We start from the raw sequence: 18630 nt of genomic DNA, 5'->3' as shown, positions 1-18630 counted from the left end.
TTTAATCGGTGCAAGCAGATATGGCATGCCAGTAAAACATCCCAAGGTTGCGGTTTTGCTGGCTGCCTACAATGGCATGCAGTGGATCGAGGAGCAGTTGGCCTCGATCCTTGCTCAGTCGGCCGTAGACATCACAGTCTTTATCAGTGTCGATCCGTCTACCGACGGAACAGAGGCTTGGTGCGCTGCATTTTGTGCCACACACGAGCGCGTCTTTTTGTTGCCTGATTCGGGGCGATTCGGTGGTGCTGCGCGTAACTTCTTTCGACTGATTCGCGACGTGGATCTGGAGGGTTACGATCTCGTTGCCTTTGCCGACCAGGATGATATCTGGGACTTCGATAAACTGCTTCGCGCTACGCAAATGATGTCTTTGCGTAAGGCTGATGCGTACTCGAGTAATGTCACGGCCTTTTGGCCTGACGGAAAAAAGATCCTGCTTGATAAAAGCCAGCCTCAGGTCGCTTGGGACTTTTTGTTCGAGGCGGCAGGGCCAGGTTGCACCTATGTATTGAATAAAGAGCTTGCTCGGGCATTGAAATACTCTGTTATCCGCGATTGGAATCAACTGCAGCAAGTAAGTTTGCATGATTGGTATTGTTATGCATTTGCGCGAAGCCATCGATTTAGTTGGTTCATTGATTCCCGGTCTACCATGCTTTATCGCCAGCATGAGCATAATCAAGTAGGTGCGAATACGGGGCTTTCATCTCTATTTCAGCGCTATTTAACTATTCATGAGGGCTGGTGGTTTAACCAGGTCAGAGAAATAGCAGTCCTTGTAGGTAAGAGTAATGACCCATTTGTAAAAAAGTGGTTGCGCTTCAGGCGTTGGGATCTGTTCGCACTCTCATTAAAAGGCGGGCAGTGTCGCCGGCGGTTGCGCGATAAATTTTTGTTTTTCTTTGTTTGCTGTTTGACTGCCGTCATCGGTAAAAAAGCTGAATGATCAAATTATGATTAGCGGTGTATTGACTGCATGGTTTTTGTCCTGGGATTGGAACGCCTTTCATGTTCGACTCATGGTCTCGTTCCTGCAGCAGGGTCACAGTCCATGGTAGCGTCTCGGCCCCTTTTGTGAGATCTGCCGTGAACAGAATTTAAGTCGGTTGATTTCAGCTGTGGTCGAGGTGAATCGACGATTTTCATGAGTTTTTGGTGGTTTTTTTGTGGTATTGATGTTTTTTTGTCTTTTTTTGAGGGGTGATTGGGTTGTTGATATCGCGCGAGGCCTATCAACCACCGGCAAAAATTCTTTATAATCATCGATTTCGCGAAGGTATCGAATTGGAGGCTAGCGGGAGCCTGGAAGACGATTTTCCTGAGCTTCGCGGTCAGCCCTTAATTGTGAAGTGGAGAGTGCAGTGGTAGGCCTTTTATCAGCAGAGTCCGCGAACGCTAGCCTGAATCCGGATTCTGTCGAAAGGTCGGACGTGGGGGGCGTGTCGCGATCTTGATGTGCACCTACAACGGCGAGCGCTTTCTCTCTGAGCAATTGGCCTCTATTCAGCAGCAGGATTACTCTAATTGGGTCTTGTATGTTTCTGATGATGGTTCAACTGATTCAACTCTCGAAATAACTAAAGCTTTTCAGGCACGACTGGGTTTGGAGAAAGTAAAACTTTTGTCCGGCCCGGGCTGTGGTTTTGCCAGTAATTTCATGTCGCTTACTTGCCATCAAGACGCGAGCGCTGATTTTTATGCATGGTCTGATCAGGACGATATCTGGGCTGCCGATAAGCTCAAAGCGGCGCTGACCTGGCTAAATAAAATGCCAAAAGATATTCCCGCACTTTACTCCTCGCGAACCACATTGGTTGATGAAGCGGGAAATCATACTGGGCTAACATCACGGTTTTCCGGTGCCTTTGGTTTTTCCAATGCCTTGGTGGAAAACGTTGCTGCCGGAAACACGATGGTGTTCAACCATGCGGCCCGGGAACTCCTACAGTCTGCGGGCCAGCAGGATAATATTGTTGCCCATGATTGGTGGGCATACATGCTGGTGACGGGTGCCGGAGGCCGTTTTTTTTACGATACGACGCCGCATATTTTTTATCGCCAGCACCCGTTGAATTCCATTGGCGCGGCTATCGGCTTAAAGGCTGCTTTGGTGCGGATCCACAAACTTTTTCAGGGACGCCTGAGTCGCTGGATTGATCAGAACATCGCGAATTTGGATGCCATAGACTACCTCCTGACGGAAACTAATCGGGAAGTACTTCAACGGTTCAAGTCTGCTCGAGCCCGTAACTTGCCAGGCCGCGTGATCGGTATCTGGCGTTCGGGTATATACCGTCAGACTTTCATGGGTAATGTCGGCCTTTTGGTTGCCGCCATTTTCAAAGGGGTTTGATAGTGAATATTGTCAAAGGAGTTTGTTGATGGGTGTTATTGAGGTTGCCGGCTGATGCAGAAATTTTCAGCTTCGCCCGGCGTCATGTTTTCGAGCTTTTGGCATAATCGCGCGCTTATCACTGCGCTGATCAAGCGAGAAGTTATAGGTCGCTACCGGGGTTCCTTTATGGGGATTCTCTGGTCGTTTTTTAACCCGATTGTGATGCTTGCTATTTACACATTCGTATTCAGCTTTATTTTCAACTCCAGATGGACTGCAGCCAGTGATTCGAAAGCCGAGTTTGCGCTGATCCTGTTTGCCGGTTTGATGGTATTTAACCTGTTTTCCGAGTGTGTTACTCGGGCGCCATCATTGATTATTTCAAATGCCAATTATGTGAAAAAGGTTGTGTTTCCTCTGGAGATATTACCTTGCGTCATAGTAGGGGCGTCGCTGTTTCACGCCTTGGTCAGTCTTATTGTGTGGCTGATAGCGTACTCTTTCGCTTTTGGTCTGCCGCCGGTGACTATTTTTTATCTGCCATTGGTTATTGCGCCGCTGTTATTGATCATTCTCGGGTTGTCCTGGGGGTTGGCATCGATAGGCGTTTATATGCGCGACGTCGCTCACTTCATCGGACTTGTGACCACTGGCCTGATGTTCCTCGCCCCAATATTTTACCCAGCCACTGCAGTGCCCGAAGAGTACCGTTCGTACCTGCAATTCAATCCGCTGACGACTGCGGTAGAAGGCGTCAGAAATGTTCTCTTCTGGGGTGTGCAACCAGACTGGCAAGTACTTGGTATTTACGCAGGTGTAGGGGTTTTTGTGGCTTACATGGGTTTTGCCTGGTTTCAGAAGACAAGAAAGGGGTTTGCTGATGTCCTCTGAGATCGCAATCAAGCTTCAAGATGTCAGCAAGTGCTACCATATTTATGGCAAGCCTCGTGACCGCCTTGCCCAAATGTTTGCGGGGCAGCGAAAAAAATACTACCAAGAGTTTTGGGCACTCAAAAATATCTCGTTCGAGATCAAGAAGGGTGAGACGGTCGGTATCGTGGGTCGTAACGGTAGTGGCAAGTCGACGCTGCTTCAGGTCATCTGCGGCACGTTGAGCCAGAGCGCCGGCGAGGTCGAGACCAAAGGGCGAATTGGTGCATTGCTTGAGTTGGGCTCCGGTTTCAATCCCGAGTTCACAGGGCACGAAAACGTCTACATGAATGCCGCTATCCTCGGATTAAGCCGCGCTGAAGTCGATGAGCGTTACGATGATATTGTGGCCTTTGCCGACATTGGAGAGTTCATCCATCAACCGACGAAGACATATTCGAGCGGTATGATTGTTCGTCTGGCGTTTGCCGTACAGGCCATGATAGATCCGGATATCCTCATCGTCGACGAAGCGCTGGCCGTGGGTGATGAGCGATTTCAGCGCAAATGTTTCGCTCGTCTCGATGAATTGAAGGCCAAGGGTACTTCGATTCTTTTCGTGTCCCATTCCGGTCCTCAGGTCGTTGAGTTCTGCGATCGGGCAATTTTGATGGAGCGGGGCGAGCACATCTGTACCGCTGCGCCGATGGATGTGATTCGTGCGTATCAAAAACTGATCTACGCGCCTGTAGACGAGCAGCCTCGGTTAATCGAGGAGTTTCGGCTTCTGGGTGATGCCAGCGCTGTTGCCAAGACCCAAGAGGTCAGTATCGAGCCGGTTTCGATCGCCGACGAACAGTATTTCGACGCAGGGATGGTGCCCGATTCGACGACGGTCTATCCGGAGTTGGGGGCACGGATCGACAGTTTCGAAATTTTCGACAAGCAAGGGCGACGCTGCAATGTGCTCCAGGCTGGCGGAGATTACGATATCGTCATGTCAGGCGTTCTCAAGGAGTCTGTTTCAAGGGCATTTATCGCTGTCCATATTCGCTCTATCTCCGGAGTGGTTATTACCGGCCAGCGTTATCCCGAGGAGGGAAGGTACGTCGAGCTTGAGAGTGGCGAGCAGTCGTTCAGAATCACTTTCAGCTTCAAGATGGTGATGCTGCCTGGCGTATACTTTGTGGGTGGTGGAGTGTGGTCGGAAAGCGAACCCTCCTGCAGCCACAGAATTTTGGATGCGCTGATGTTCCGTCTTGTATCGGATCAAGGTGTCAGGTCTTTCGGTTATATGGACGCGTCTACTAATGAGCCAGCTCTTGAACTGCTCTGAAAATACTTTCGCAGGTGTACATGCTGTCTATTCCCTGGGCAGTCAGGTGCAGTTGGACGGTATTGTCGTGGCTGGCTCGTATCGTGAGCCGGGTTTCGAGTGCTGGCTGTCCAGTGCGGCCGAAGGTGCTTGCATAGCTTATGATGACTCGACCAGGCCCCGTCCTCGCATCCGGATCAACGAGTCACTCGCAACGCGGTACGAAGAGTGCTTGAGTATCGGAAAAGTCTCCGTTTTTAAGAAAAAGAGCCTGAGAGGCCGCCAATGACGAGCATTGATGACCAGCGCTTGTTGGATTATTTTTTGTGGAATAGCTACGCTTCTGAAAAAAATAAGCTGTTTTATGTTGCGACCCCCAAAGTAGCTTGTACTTCCCTGAAATGGTGGATTTCGGAGCTTGAGGGTGTTGCCGAAGCGGTTCGAGAGTTAAAAACTAGTACTGAGTCGGATCCTGAACTGGTTGTTCACGATTCGTTATGGTACGTGGCTCCCCAGCTGTTTGTTTCTACGCAGGAGCGATTGGATCAGATCAAGACTGAGGGGTATTTAACCTTTGCAGTGGTGAGAAATCCCTACAAGAGAATTTTCTCTGCATGGCAATCAAAAGTGTTGCTGTGTGAGCCCTTGCAAATGGAACGCTACAAAGGGCAAGAGTTTGTCAGTTGTGATATTTCATCGATTAGTGATGTAGCGACTTCTTTTGAGCAGTTTGTAGAGTTTCTGTATGCGCACGAAGCCCCTCAGTACCAGGACAGCCATTGGACGCCCCAGTACGACTTGCTAAGGCCTGATCTTTTTTCATACACCATAGTATCGAAGATAGAGGATACTAAAAAACTTAATGCAGCCTTGAGTGCGCATCTTGGAGATGCCTACATAAACCCTTTTACGACGACGCGTGCGAACGAGAGCCTGATCCCTTATTTGCCCGAGTTTATAAATGCGCGATCTAAAGAGATTATCGACCAGTTGTATGCTCGCGACTTCGAACTATTTGGCTACTCGACTGAACTTCCGCCGGCCAAGGAAACGTTTTCGCAAGAGCAGTTGTCTTCTGTGCTGAAGGGGATCGAACTGCTGCGAGGTCGGCATCAACGCATAGCTGAGATGCGCCAACATTACAGTAATCAACTCGAAGTGCTGACCAAAGACAAAGAGTGGTTGTTGGAGCAGCGTGCTGCCTGGATGACCGCATGTCAGGAAAAAGAAAGCCAGTTGTTGGCGTTGCAAGCCAGCATTGCCAGTGATCCTCAGGCGCTTCACTCTGTTCGGGGTGAGTCGGAGGAGCTGGCTGAGTTGAGGGCGAACTTCGCGCTTACCAACACAGAATTGGAGGGGTTGAAAGTAAGCTCTGAGTCAACCAAATCCGAGTTGGAGGAGTTGAAGGCAAACTACTTGCTCACTGGCACAGAGCTGTTGGAGTTGAAGGTTAGCTCTAAGTCAACCAATGCCGAGCTGGAAGAGTTGACGGTGAGCTTTGCGTTGACCAACACAGAGCTGGAAGGGTTGAAAGTAAGTTCTGAGTTGAGCAATTCCGAATTGAAGGAGTTGAGGGCAAGCTTCACTCTGACCAGCGCAGAGCTGGAGGGGTTGAAGGTAAGTTCTGAGTTGACCAGCGCAGAGTTGGAGGAATTGAGGGCAAGCTTCACGCTGACGAGCACAGAGCTGGAGGCGTTGAGGGTGAGTTCAGGATTGGCCAATTCCGAGCTGGAGGAGTTGAGGGCGAGTTTTGCGCTGACTTGTAAAGAGCTAGAAGAGTTGAAGGTCAGCTCGGGACTGGCTACTTCCGAGTTGGAAGAATTAAGGGCGAGCTTTGCGCTGACCAGCAAAGAACTGGTGGCGCTGAAGCTGAGGTCCGAGTTGACCTCTTCCGAGTTGAAGGAGTTGAGGGCGAGTTTTTCGCTGACCAGCAATGAGCTGGACGAACTGAGGGTGTGTTATGAGTTAACCACTTCCGAACTGAAGGAGTCGAGGGCAAGCTACGCGCTAACCAGCACGGAGCTGCAGGCTTTGAAGGTAAGTTTAGGGTTGGCTAATTCGAATTTGGAAGAGTTGAGGGCGAGCTCTGCGCTACTCAGTCATAGGATTAATGAGCTCCACCGGAAACATAAACGATACCTTAGTGTTTATGGATTTTTTGAAACCGCGATTGTTGCTCGATTGCGCAGGATTGTGCAGCCTACAAAGAAGCGCAAAGGAGATTAAAGTGGCAAAAGTGTCGGTTGTACTCACGTCGTTCAATCACGATAAATTTGTAAAGCAGGCGATCGACACTGTTGTCAATCAGTCCTTCAGTGATTGGGAGTTGATTATCGTTGATGATGTATCGACGGATGCTTCTTGGGAGGTGATTCAGGCCTACAACGACCCGAGAATTATCAAGGTCCGGAATGATAGGACTCGTCGTTATATCTATAACATCAACCGTGCTATCGAAACCCAATCCACTGGCGACTACATCGCCATTCATCACTCGGACGATGCTTGGGCGCTCGATAAGCTGGAAAAGCAAGTTGCTGTGCTCGAGGCGAATCCGCAAATAGGTGCGGTGTTTTCCCATGTTCAGTGTATTGATGAAAATAACCGTTCGTTGAATCTCGACTGGTTTAACCAGCCAAATAAGTCCCGAGCGGCGTGGCTACGTGCACTCTTCTTCAATATGAATCAACTGTGCCACCCTAGTGCATTGGTCAGAAGAAGTGCCTATGAGCAGAGTGGGTTGTACAAGTGTGCCCATGCCCAGATTGATGACGCGGAACTCTGGACTCGTTTGCTCAAGGTCACCGACATCCATGTGGTTCAGGAAAATCTGACCTTACATCGGATTTTCTCGGATCAATCCAATGCCAGCGGGGACCGGCCGGACCGGCGGGCACGGTTGAAGCTGGAATGGCATCTGCAGAAGCAGCATTATATCGACTTGCCGCTCGCGGACATCCTTGAAGCATTTCCGGAGTCCGAGCAATGGGTGACGCCTGCGGGCGCCAGCCCCAAGTATCTACTCGCTATGGTCGCCATTCATGCTGGCACTTGCCCAGGTACTCGTCTTTTCGGTATTGAGTTGCTCTATCAATTGATGACGTGCCCCAAAGAGCAGGAGCATATCGAATCGATCCACGGCTTCAATTATCTGGATTTTATTGCGCTCACCGGCAAGGAAGACTTTTTCAGTTCTGCTGCTCTGGTAGCCGCTCCTGCTCAAACTGTTGCGTCAGGTGGTCTGCGTGGTTTTGCAGATAAAGTTATTCGAAAATTGAGATCTGCGTAACATCAAGCGCTCGTCCGTGGTTACTTGAGTAGCTGCGGACGCTTCGCCGGAGCCAACGATTATTTCGGGGTGTGTGCCCTGGAAGGAGTCTTTGGTTTTATTGTGAGCAGGTGTATTTCAACAGTGAAGGGAAACCGAGTGAAAATTGATTTTAGGATTCTAGGTGCAGTTTCTTTGTTTGTCGTGCTCGCTATTGGCACTTTATATTTCACTCGTTGGGATGGGGGCGAGAGTGTCGCCTCGGTTGCGGTCGCGGAAGGACTGCAGGTAGCGGTTGCAAGCTCTGGGGTGGAGTTCGAACTCAAGGATTGTGAAGTCGGGCGTTTTGAGGATCCTTTTTTCTTCATGCATATCCGGTTGATCTTTCTAAGGCCGGTCCTGAAGGCTTTATTAATATGGATTTCAGTTTGAAATCACTTACGCCAAAGAGTACCAGCACGCGGTCGGGCGTTGCCTACTGTAAGTACCGAATAGAGTTTGGACCCGCTGCAGTTGATCGGGTTGCCTTGGGACAGTTTAAATCCCCGGCCGGTCATTGCTGCGAAATACTGTGGACCAAGCAAATAAATGCCAATAAATAGCACCCGAGTGTCAATTCCTATGAACTCATCAGCTACAGCTACGAATCGATCCTTCGGGTTGGATGTCTGTCGTACGCTTGCCTGTCTGCTCGTCGTATTCGGGCACATGCTCGGGCATTCACTGCCTAATCCTATTCTGCAATCCTTTGCTTTCCTTGCGATTTTTGGTGTGGATCTGTTTTTCTGTCTGAGCGGCTTTCTGATTGGCAGGATTCTATTAAAAGAGGCTGCCCATTGGGGGGAAATGAGGACCATTGGCTTGACCGGGTTCTGGTACCGGAGGTGGATGAGGACGCTTCCACTTTACGTTTTCTATTTCTTTATTTCGTTGCGGTTTGACTGGAAGGGCGCGACCACTTTTGCCGAGCAGTTCCAGTATCTTGTTTTCGCACAGAACTTTGCTTGGCCAATGACTGATTTCTATCGGTTGTCTTGGAGTCTGGCTGTAGAAGAGTGGTTCTATTACGCTTTTCCTTTAGCGCTGTTGCTTATGATTGGGCTTGGCGCGGGGGTAAAGCGCGCAGCCACTTTCACCATCGGATTGTTCATCGTTGTTCCTTTTTTGGCCCGTTTGGGTATATCTATCGGGACGGACAGGTATGACGATGCTCGTTATATTGTGCTTTTTCGCCTGGATGCTATCGGTGGTGGGGTCGCGATTGCTTATCTTTATACCTGGCATCGGTCGTTGTTTGATCGGCTGATCAAGTACTGGTACATACCTTTAGCGTTCGTTGCTGCAATCATTGTGTTGACCAAGCAAGGATGGCCTTGGACCGTAAATAACAAAGCTGTGCTTACGTTGTTTTTTACATGTTCGGCAATTTTCTTTGCGGCTCTGGTCCCGGCTTTTTTTAACTTGCGTCCTTCGCGTTGGACTTTGGTTAATCGTTTTGTGAAATTCACAAGCCTGATTTCATATTCTATTTATCTGGGTCACATATTTGCTTTCATATTGGTGATAGCAGTCATAAATCGTTTTGGGCTGCATGAGAGCGTTTATAACAACCCGTGGTTGGTGTACCCGATATTTATGGCGTGTGTTTATGCGCTTGCCTACATGACGTACCTGTTTGTAGAAAAACCATTTCTCAAACTTCGTGATTACAATGGATTTTCGCTTTTCAAGCTAATGAAGAGCCTTCAGCGTCTCGGCGCAGGGAAATAGTTCTCACAATGTTAAACTCCGCCCCCTCTGATTTCTCCAATTATTCAGGCATGGCTACGATAGCGGGCCGTTACGAACCCGAGCCTGTGAGTGATGCACAAGGCTCTAAAGTTCTAGTTGTGAGCTACTTTAATGGGCGTAGCCTGGATTTTTCCGAAGTCTATCAGTCGTTACGACGCCAGACCTTTCAGAACTGGAAGTGGCTTGTTTGTCATGACGTAAATCTCGATGCGCAAGTTCATGATGCGCTTGTTGCTGAGGTGGCGGGAGACGCGCGGGTATCCATTCGCGAACACGCGGAATGTGCAGTCACGAGTACGATTTGGGCACAGCCTGAGTATATTGTACTTGTCGATACATCGACTCGACTGGGGGCAACATTCATTGAGAAGGCGCTCTGGTGTCTCGCCTCCAATCCCGAATTTGCCTTTTGCAACTCTTTCGGCGTGATTCATGGGGCTGAAGATTTTCTGGTCGAGCAACGTTGTAGTGAGGGTAAATATTACCTCGGCAACCCTCAGGTCAAAGTCAGGGGCATGGTTGTTCGTACATCGGCTCTGATCGAGGCTTTTGATGACATCGCTGTCTTGCCGGATGGTCGCGATCCCATCTCTACGCTTACCCGATTGGCTGGGGCGGGTCACTGGGGCTTTACAATTCCCGAGCATTTGCAGTGGTGCAGACTGACGGCGGTGGCACAAGAGGCCGAGAGTGTCTTTGCAGGCTTCAAGAAAGAAGTCCCGCATCCGCACCGACGTTACCCGTCAGCCTATGAAACATTGCCGGTCGAATTTGCCTTTCAGAATCCGCTCAAGCCCAATGTTCGTGGCAGGAGAGTTATGTTCCTTTTGCCCTGGATGGTTGAGGGCGGGGCGGATCGGGTCAGTATTGACCTTATCGAAGGACTGATTGCTGGCGGTGCTGATGTCACTGTTTGCGCCACGCTTGAGGCTGAGCATCGCTGGGAGCACAAGTTTGCCGAATTGACCCCGGATATTTTCGTACTTCCGAACTTCCTCTCGCTGTCCGACTTTCCACGCTTTCTTTTGTACCTTATCGCCTCTCGGGGTATTGATACGGTGCTTATTACTGGAAGTACCCTGGGTTATCAGTTGCTTCCTTATCTTAAGAGTGCGGCGCCTGAAACTGCATTCCTGGATCTTAGCCACACAGAGGAAATGCACTGGCTCAATGGCGGGCATCCGCGGTTTTCTGTGGGGTATCAGGATGCACTCGACATAAATGTCGTGAGCACTCGCCACTTGGCGGAGTGGATGGCTGAGCGCGGAGCTGACCAAGAAAAGATCCGGGTTATGTATACAGGCATCAAGTCGAACCCGGTTTCCATGACAGCATCCGAGCGCGGCGATACGTTGCGTCGTTTCGATTTGGACGAGAGTGCGCTCACCATCATTTTTGCCGGTCGTATGTGCGATCAGAAAAGGCCGTTGAAGCTTGCCGAGATACTCCATACGTTGAAGCTCGCCGGTGTGCGCTTCAATGCACTTGTTATTGGTGATGGCGAACTAAGGCCAGCATTCGAAGGGCTGATCAAGGATTATGAGCTTGGGGACAATGTCAGGGTGCTGGGCGCCAGGCCGCACGCCGAGTGGCTTTCCTTGCTGGCGGTATCTGACGTCCTGCTGATGCCGTCGGAATACGAGGGTATTTCGGTCGCGCTTCTCGAGGCCATGGCCGCGGGCGTCGTTCCCGTAGTAGCGGATGTGGGCGGACAGGACGAACTGGTTGGCGAAGAGATGGGATATCTGGTCGCTCATGGTGAGGATGAGGTCAGTCGCTATGTTGGTGTATTGCAGGCCGTTGCAGCCGATGTGTCCATGCGTGAACGCAAGGCGCAGGCGTGTAAGCGGCTGATTGCGGCCCATTACACTTCGGCAGCGACAAATCGCCAGTGGCTTGAGATTCTGGATGAGGCGCATCGCAACAGGATTGCTTCGTCACACCCGCCTCTCGCCTTGGGACTTGCGAAAGAGCTGGCGACGTGGGCTCTGGAAAGCAGGCGTGTTACCACCTACCTCGATCAAATTTATGCGACGCATTGCCTGACTAATGACGCGCAGACCGAGGTGTCCTTTAAACGTGGTTTTATTTATCTTTTGGTCGCGCGAGTTCGTCATTATCGTTTAGGGAAATATATTCTCGATAAGCCCTTGACTCAGAAGGTAGTAAGAAGAATGAAATTGTTGATTTCTTGACGTATTGCTGTTCTTGTGTTAGTTTTTTCGTTTTTGCATTGTTGCATAACATAAAATTTATAGTCATGCGTTCGATGTCAGTCGAGAGTTTTTATGAAAATAACAGTGTTTGGTGGCGGCGGCTTTATCGGTTCAACCATTGTTGATCGGTTGTTGCTTGATGGGCATTCGATCCGGGTATTCGAGCGTCCACGAGTTGGCGAATATCGGAAGTTTCTTCCCCACGAAAACGTCGAGTGGATGACCGGCGACCTGTTAGCGACGAGTGATATCAATAAGGCGGTAGAGGGCGTTGATGCGGTGCTGCATCTCGTATCTACGACGCTGCCTAAAAGTTCGAACGAAGATCCGATTTATGATGTACAGAGCAACCTGATTGCAAGTTTGCAACTGCTTAATGCAATGGTTGCTCACAAAGTAGGGCGGATTGTATTCATTTCTTCGGGGGGAACTGTATATGGTTCTCCAAAGTACATTCCGATTGATGAAAAACACCCTACAGATCCAGAAGTTTCTTATGGCATAACCAAGTTGGCCATTGAGAAGTATATCTTGATGTACGGCCATATCCACGGCATCAAGCCGGTTATTCTCAGGGTCGCGAATCCCTATGGCGAGCGGCAGCGTGTGGAGACAGCGCAGGGTGCGGTTGGCGTATTTATCCACAATGTGTTGAAGCAAGTCCCTATCGAGATTTGGGGGGACGGCAGTGTCCAGCGTGATTTCCTGCATGTCAGCGATGTGGCAGAGGCTTTCGCCAAGTCCATCAGCTACTCCGGCAATGCCGGGGTGTTCAATATCAGTTCGGGTGTCGGGACCAGCCTCAATAGTCTGTTGGAGCTGATCGGCGAAGTCAGTGGCGCGGAAGTGTCCAGGGTCTATAAGCCGGGGCGCTCTTTTGATGTGCCTGTCAGCGTACTAAGCAATGATCTTGCGCGGGAAGAGTTGGGCTGGTCGCCTCAAGTCTCGATGAAAGAGGGGATCGCCAGAACATTCGAATGGGCAAAAAGAAAGTGAAAAGTGAGGCCGGCCAGATGATCCGCGGCGGCCTCTGCAGACGCGTTGGTTGCGGTCTGGAATGAAGGTACTGCTCACGGTACATCAGTTTTTTCCGGAGTTCTCCGCGGGTACCGAAGTCCTGACTTTGTCCGTGGCTAACGCTTTGATAGCCCGTGGGCATGAAGTGATCATCCTCACGGGTTACCCCGCTAACGATGTGCTCACGGACGCTGAGCGCACCGATGATTATCTGTACGAGGGTATTCGGGTCTACCGCTTCCTGCATTCATATGTGCCAATGGGGGGCAGACTTCGAAGATCGAAATTGGCTTTGATAATCACCTGGCTGCCGATTTCTTTGGGCGCTTGCTTGTCGAGTTCAAGCCTGACGTCGTTCATTTTTTTCACCTTAATCGTTTGGGCACTGGCCTGATCGATAAAGCGGTGGCTGCAGGCGTGCCGGCTTTTTACACCCCTACCGACTTTTGGAGTGTATGCCCGACTGCGCAGTTGCTGCGTTGTGGTGGTCGCGCCTGTGCGGGCCCCAGTCCCGATGCAGGCAATTGTGCAATCCATTTTGCCGCCAATATGCTCGGCGATCGGGTAGGCAAGCTGATCACAGCAGTTCCGGATGTTTTCAGCGATTATTTGGTGCGTATTGCTCGCTCTCCATTGATGCCTAGCGTTTCCTTTGTCCAGGAACTCCGTGCCCTTGACGGTCGACTTGAGCGCAACGTCAACAGGCTCAATGTTTTGCACCGCATCTTTGCTCCCAACAAGATGATCGAAGAACTGTTGTTACGCCACGGTGTCAGAAAGGACATTCTTGTCAGATCGCCATACGGCATCAATCTTGATTTGGCTGTGGTTCCTCGGGAACGAAATGGCGGCACTCGTCCCTTGCGGCTCGGATTTATAGGAACGCTTGCGCCACACAAGGGGTGTCACGTCCTGTTGCAGGCCTTGCAGGGCCTTTCATCCAGCGACATAAATCTCAAAATCTACGGCAAGCAAACGGACTTTCCTGAGTACGCCGCTCGGCTGCGACAATTGGCTGGTGATAATGCGAGTGTGGAGTTTTGCGGTACATTTCCAAATAATGAGATTTTTGGCGTTTTTGGGCAGCTTGATGCCTTGGTCGTTCCCTCTGTCTGGAATGAAAACACACCTCTTGTCGTTTACTCGGCTCAGGCAGCCGGGTGTCCTGTAGTGGCGTCCGATGTGCCGGGCATTGCTGAAGTCGTAGCTGACGGCGTCGATGGTCTGCTGTTCGAGCCTGGGAGCGCGAGCGAGTTGGAGCGGGCCCTGCGTCGCCTGCTTGATTGTCCCGGGTTGCTGGCGGGTCTTGCCCTGAACTCGAAGTCGCCGAAGTCTGTTTCATCGTATGTAGATGAGCTGTTAGATGCATGGCATTCGGCAGTAAACTGAATAGGCTGCGTATTTTTCGGAGCCGGGTTTCCTTGGCGTACACGTTCTCCGGGTCTATTCTCCGGTTCTATTTGATGGGTTCGGCTTCGTTGTTTAGAGATCAAATCGACTTTTTGGAGCTGAAATTTTGAATTCATGTCCATGTGTACATGGCTGCGGTGTAGGAAGCGATGACTGAAAACCTTGTCGTTCATAAAACGTCCGTTGACCAGGCGCAACGTAGCGCCATCAAGCAACAACGGCCTGCAGTGCTTTGGTTTACCGGGCTCAGTGGCGCCGGGAAGTCGACGATCGCCAATGCCCTTGAGCAAGCATTGCTCGAGCATCATCGTCATACCTATTTGTTGGATGGCGATCACTTGCGCCTCGGTCTTTGTCGCGACCTGGGATTTAACGATGATGATCGGGCTGAAAATATCCGGCGAATTGCTGAGGTTGCCAAATTATTTGTCGACGCAGGTTTGATTGTCGTTAGTGCATTTATTTCTCCGTTTCGACGTGATCGGGCTATGGCGCGGGAAGTTATTGGTGAGGCCTACTTTGTCGAGGTCTATATCAATACTTCTTTGGTTGAGTGCGAGCGCCGCGATCCCAAAGGGCTTTACGGGAAGGCACGCTCTGGTTTGATAAAGAACTTTACTGGTATCGACTCTTTGTATGAACCGCCAGTGAGTCCGGATATTTGCATCAATACGCTGGAGGATGATGTTCCGACGGCTGTCGCAAAAATCATGAGTTTTTTGGTTGGGCGGTTTGAACTGTGAAAACGCTGGTTATTATTGGTGCCGGCTTTAGTGGTGCGGTTACGGCCATTCAGTTTTTGCAGGTGTGCGCGCCGAACACTCGCGTCATCCTCCTTAACCGTTCGGGTGAAATGGCCAGGGGGCTGGCTTATGGAACGAGTAGCTCCAGGCATTTGCTGAATGTACCTGCTGGTAATATGTCGGCGTTGGTCGATCAGCCGGACCACTTTCTACGTTTTTGTGAAAGTCGGTTGCCTGGTACACGGGCGTCTTCCTTCGTCCCGCGCAAACTCTATGGCGAGTATCTATCCGGTCTGCTGGCCGATGCTGCATTTCGTTGTGGTCCTGGTGTAAGTTTTGAGCGCATGACCGTCGAGGCTCACGTTCTTGAGCCGAAGAATGGAACGGCCTTGGTTCATCTGGCTGACGGTCGACAATTGGCGGCGGATCATGTGATTCTCGCTTTTGGTAATTTTTCACCTTTTAATCCACCCGTTACCGCAGTAGCGCGGGCTGAAGGGCGTTACCTTGCTGACCCATGGTCCGGGGCGCTGGAAGTGCCGATCAATCCGCTGGCACCCGTTCTGCTATTGGGCGCAGGCTTAACCGCTCTTGATGTGGCCTTGACGTTAGATCAGCAAGGTCATACTGGGCCGGTTTATATGCTTTCGCGACGAGGCGTTCAGCCATTGCCGCATCGCGCCAGCCGGAATTCGTCAGTTGTTGCTAGTGACATAGTCGAGCAGCTTCTATCGTCCAAACCGACAGTGGTGAGTTACCTTCGAAAGATGCGTTCGCTGGCGGCGGCCGGGCAACAAGACGATATCGATTGGCGGGATATTATTGGTGCGTTGAGACCTGTGACCGCCAAGTTGTGGGGTCGGCTGCCTGATAAGGAGAAGCAACGGTTTTTGCGCCATGCGCAAGTTTACTGGGACGCACATCGTCACAGGGTCGCGCCGGCATCATTTGCGATTTTTTCTGATCGGATCAAAGAACGTAGGCTCCTGCCAATGGCCGGTAGAATCTGCGGTATAGAAGTACAGCCAGACGGTTTGCGTGTTCAAGTCGGGTTGCGCGGATCTGGTTGCATTGAGTCCATTGAGGTTTCCCATATCATCAATTGCACTGGGCCCAATTCAAATCTTGCCCGGGTTGATGATCAGTTGATTGTTCAGCTTCGTAAGGCCGGGTTGATACAGTTGGATTCTCTCGGGCTTGGTGTGTGTGTAGACGAATCTCTCGCGGTTAGGGATAGCAATGGAGCTCCCTCAACCTGGTTAAGCTATGTTGGCCCGATGCTCAAGGCTCAGTTTTGGGAAGCCACGGCCGTACCGGAATTGAGAGTTTATGCGAAGACCTTGGCTGTCCGGATTGCAGCCAGCATGCGGTAGGAAAAAGCGGAAGAATTAACCCGTTCATCCTTCGTCTCATTTTCACCCCGTCTTACCGCCCTCCCGGCCTTGCCTCATTTTTACAAGGCCGGTGTAAGCTTTTGATAACTTACCAAATGCCATTGGCAAGCATTATATTCCCGTAACCACGGCATCAGCCCAATGCTACGATCCAATACCCTGGCCTGAAGCTCATCGTGCGATCCGCACGACCATATAAATACATCCTACAAAAAATCAAAGTGATCACCTTCGAAATCGACGTGATGATAGAGATCATTAGCAAGTTGTTGGTGGATGTGTTTGCCTCCAGGGCGTATTGGTGATAACTTCTTGCGTTAAACAGTCTTGTTTTTTTCTGGGCTAATCCGTAATGCGGACTCTGTATGCTTATAAATGAGTCATATAGGAGGAGTGGGCTTTGGTTTACAATAGTTTTTTATCGCGAGCTCTTAAGTTTTTTTCTAAGAAGCTAACAGCGGTTAGTTTGCCGGGTTCTTCCTCTAACGAATTGATGGATGATATTTCAGCTGTCCCAGTTTCTGTTGCTGCTCCTATAATGATTTCAGAGAGTTCGAACTTGTCATTACTGCCAAAGAATTTTGATGCTGCCTTGTACCTGAAGTACAACTCTGATCTCGGGCCTGATACCGATCCTGTAGCTCATTACTTGAATCATGGATATCAGGACAGTTGGCGTATCTTTGCCTACCCAGAGATTCATTTTTCGAAGACGCGTGCAGCCAACCCAGAGTTTGAGACAATCTTGATCGTCAGTCACGCGGCTTCCAGATCTGGAGCCCCGATACTGGCGCTTAATTTGGTTGAGGTATTGTCTTCTCGATATAACGTGGTTGTGTTGCTACTGGGTGAAGGTGCGCTGGTTGAGGCATTTCAGGAGACGGCCATTGCTATAGTTATAAACTCAACCCTAAATTACAATATTGAATACGCCGGTTCTGCGATACAAGATTTGTGCAGAAAATTCAGCTTCAAGTTTTCGTTGGTTAATAGTATTGAATCACATGTGGTTTTAGAGTTGCTGGCTAATAACTTTATTCCTACTATCAGCTTAATCCATGAGTTTGCGTCCGCCTATCCCAACTCTCGCAAGTTGTTCTCAAGTGTAGGGCTTTGGTCGAGTGAACTGGTTTTTTCTGCAACTTTGACATGGGATAGTGCTCTTGAACAGTGCCCGGAACTCTCCAGAGTAACGGCGCATATCATTCCTCAAGGGCAATGCGTACTGCCTGACAAAGAGCTTAGTAGCAAACAGTTGGAGGTTGAGTCTGAACGGTTGCGCAAAAAAATCCGACCTGATGGTGCAGTGAACAAAAAGTTCATCGTTCTTGGTGCTGGATATGCAAACTATCGCAAAGGTGTTGATCTTTTTCTTCAGTGCGCCTCAAAAATAATGCAATCACCTGAAGGCGATAATTTCCGTTTCGTCTGGATTGGTGGTGGTTACAGCCCCAATACAGATGATGGGTATTCTGTTTATATTGCGGACCAAATTAAGCGTTCAGGTCTTCATGATTATTTTACGTTTTTAGACGAGACAGCCGCCATTGAGACAGTCTATGAGGAGGCGGACTTACTGTTTGTTTCGTCACGACTAGACCCTTTGCCAAATGTCGCTATTGATTCCTTGGCTAATCGGGTGCCGGTGGTTTGTTTCGATAAAGCCACAGGTATTGCGGATTTCCTCGCCGCTAATGATTTGAGCGAGTTCTGCGTGGCTGACTACCTTGATACTGATGATGCCGTTCATAAAATAATTGCGCTTGGTACTTCAGAGTCATTGTATAAGCAGGTGTCCAGTAAGTGCTATGAGGCAGCTTCTTCATATTTTGACATGAAAAAATATGTTGAACGGCTTGAGGCATTAGGCAGCCTTTCCTCCCGGAGAATTCGTCAGCAAGAGTCTGATGTAAAAACTATTATCGAATCCGATTTGTATTGCTTCGACAATACAGGCGCAGAAAATGCTGGCGGCCCACCGGATGAGCGAGATGTTATTCGTTATGTTCGTGAGTGGGCGTGTGGGATTAACACGCGCAAGCCGCGTTCGGATTTCGATCCTGCTACTTACCTGGATTTGCACGGTACCGCTGTATCCGAAAGCGATCCGTTTGCCGACTATTTACGCTCAGGGCGTCCCCAGGGGGCTTGGAATAGTTCGTACTAGATCCTGTTCGCCCCGGGAGGCTCGGGGCGTCAAGTCAGTGATTTTCGATGGGCATGGGTGCAGGCCAGTAAGCCACTGCATCACCCTGTGATCCTTTCTCC

General features: G+C 50.1%; 14 protein-coding genes. All 14 read left to right on the top strand.

Features of this window, described 5'->3' with window-relative positions:
- Window positions 1–25: 25 nt before the first annotated feature.
- The 14 genes from RHM58_RS33005 to RHM58_RS32940 all read left to right on the top strand — a co-directional run bounded on the left by RHM58_RS33005 (window position 26) and on the right by RHM58_RS32940 (window position 18529).
- Window positions 26–949, top strand: a complete 924-nt coding sequence (locus RHM58_RS33005) for a glycosyltransferase (RefSeq protein ID WP_322269280.1) — start codon at window positions 26–28, stop codon at window positions 947–949.
- Window positions 950–1456: 507 nt separating this feature from the next.
- Complete coding sequence (locus tag RHM58_RS33000) at window positions 1457–2356, top strand: glycosyltransferase family 2 protein (RefSeq protein WP_322269278.1); 900 nt, start codon at window positions 1457–1459, stop codon at window positions 2354–2356.
- Between the two features lie 54 nt (window positions 2357–2410).
- A complete protein-coding gene (locus RHM58_RS32995; RefSeq protein WP_322269276.1) occupies window positions 2411–3229 on the top strand; it encodes an ABC transporter permease in 819 nt (272 codons plus the stop codon).
- Window positions 3219–4544 (top strand): ABC transporter ATP-binding protein, encoded by a 1326-nt coding sequence (locus RHM58_RS32990; RefSeq protein WP_322269274.1) that lies wholly within the window; start codon window positions 3219–3221, stop codon window positions 4542–4544. Before RHM58_RS32995 ends, RHM58_RS32990 begins: the two co-directional genes overlap by 11 nt.
- 264 nt (window positions 4545–4808) lie before the next feature.
- Window positions 4809–6749, top strand: a complete 1941-nt coding sequence (locus RHM58_RS32985; RefSeq protein WP_322269273.1) for a sulfotransferase family 2 domain-containing protein — start codon at window positions 4809–4811, stop codon at window positions 6747–6749.
- A gap of 1 nt (window position 6750) precedes the next feature.
- Entirely contained in the window at window positions 6751–7812 is a 1062-nt protein-coding gene (locus tag RHM58_RS32980; RefSeq protein WP_322269271.1) for a glycosyltransferase family 2 protein, read from the top strand.
- A gap of 138 nt (window positions 7813–7950) precedes the next feature.
- Entirely contained in the window at window positions 7951–8223 is a 273-nt protein-coding gene (locus RHM58_RS32975; protein WP_322269269.1) for a hypothetical protein, read from the top strand.
- Between the two features lie 189 nt (window positions 8224–8412).
- Window positions 8413–9561 (top strand): acyltransferase family protein, encoded by a 1149-nt coding sequence (locus RHM58_RS32970; protein WP_322269268.1) that lies wholly within the window; start codon window positions 8413–8415, stop codon window positions 9559–9561.
- Window positions 9562–9569: 8 nt separating this feature from the next.
- Window positions 9570–11777: a glycosyltransferase family 4 protein gene (locus tag RHM58_RS32965; protein ID WP_322269266.1), complete on the top strand. Its 2208-nt coding sequence runs from the start codon at window positions 9570–9572 to the stop codon at window positions 11775–11777.
- Window positions 11778–11870: 93 nt separating this feature from the next.
- Window positions 11871–12794 carry an NAD-dependent epimerase/dehydratase family protein gene (locus RHM58_RS32960; protein ID WP_322269264.1) on the top strand — a complete coding sequence of 308 codons (924 nt, stop codon included), beginning with the start codon at window positions 11871–11873 and terminating at the stop codon, window positions 12792–12794.
- A 348-nt stretch (window positions 12795–13142) separates the two neighbouring features.
- Window positions 13143–14204, top strand: coding sequence for a glycosyltransferase (locus tag RHM58_RS32955; protein WP_322269262.1), 1062 nt, complete (start codon window positions 13143–13145; stop codon window positions 14202–14204).
- A gap of 170 nt (window positions 14205–14374) precedes the next feature.
- Entirely contained in the window at window positions 14375–14968 is a 594-nt protein-coding gene (gene cysC / locus RHM58_RS32950) for an adenylyl-sulfate kinase (protein ID WP_322269261.1), read from the top strand.
- A complete protein-coding gene (locus tag RHM58_RS32945) occupies window positions 14965–16341 on the top strand; it encodes an FAD/NAD(P)-binding protein (protein WP_322269260.1) in 1377 nt (458 codons plus the stop codon). Before cysC ends, RHM58_RS32945 begins: the two co-directional genes overlap by 4 nt.
- Window positions 16342–16762: 421 nt before the next feature.
- On the top strand, window positions 16763–18529 hold the full coding sequence (locus RHM58_RS32940) for a glycosyltransferase family 4 protein (protein ID WP_322269257.1): 1767 nt from the start codon (window positions 16763–16765) through the stop codon (window positions 18527–18529).
- Window positions 18530–18630 lie beyond the last annotated feature (101 nt).

Source organism: Pseudomonas sp. 10S4 (assembly GCF_034344865.1).
Classification (GTDB): Bacteria; Pseudomonadota; Gammaproteobacteria; order Pseudomonadales; family Pseudomonadaceae; genus Aquipseudomonas.
Note: the sequence above shows the minus strand (reverse complement) of the source record. Positions and strands in the feature narration are given on the sequence as shown.

Coding starts and splice junctions, on each gene's coding strand:
- RHM58_RS32995 (WP_322269276.1), top strand. CDS start 2,411: ATGCAGAAATTTTCAGCTTCGCCCGGCGTCATGTTTTCGAGCTTTTGG.
- RHM58_RS33005 (WP_322269280.1), top strand. CDS start 26: ATGCCAGTAAAACATCCCAAGGTTGCGGTTTTGCTGGCTGCCTACAAT.
- RHM58_RS32990 (WP_322269274.1), top strand. CDS start 3,219: ATGTCCTCTGAGATCGCAATCAAGCTTCAAGATGTCAGCAAGTGCTAC.
- RHM58_RS32965 (WP_322269266.1), top strand. CDS start 9,570: ATGTTAAACTCCGCCCCCTCTGATTTCTCCAATTATTCAGGCATGGCT.
- RHM58_RS32960 (WP_322269264.1), top strand. CDS start 11,871: ATGAAAATAACAGTGTTTGGTGGCGGCGGCTTTATCGGTTCAACCATT.
- RHM58_RS32985 (WP_322269273.1), top strand. CDS start 4,809: ATGACGAGCATTGATGACCAGCGCTTGTTGGATTATTTTTTGTGGAAT.
- RHM58_RS32970 (WP_322269268.1), top strand. CDS start 8,413: ATGAACTCATCAGCTACAGCTACGAATCGATCCTTCGGGTTGGATGTC.
- cysC (WP_322269261.1), top strand. CDS start 14,375: ATGACTGAAAACCTTGTCGTTCATAAAACGTCCGTTGACCAGGCGCAA.
- RHM58_RS33000 (WP_322269278.1), top strand. CDS start 1,457: ATGTGCACCTACAACGGCGAGCGCTTTCTCTCTGAGCAATTGGCCTCT.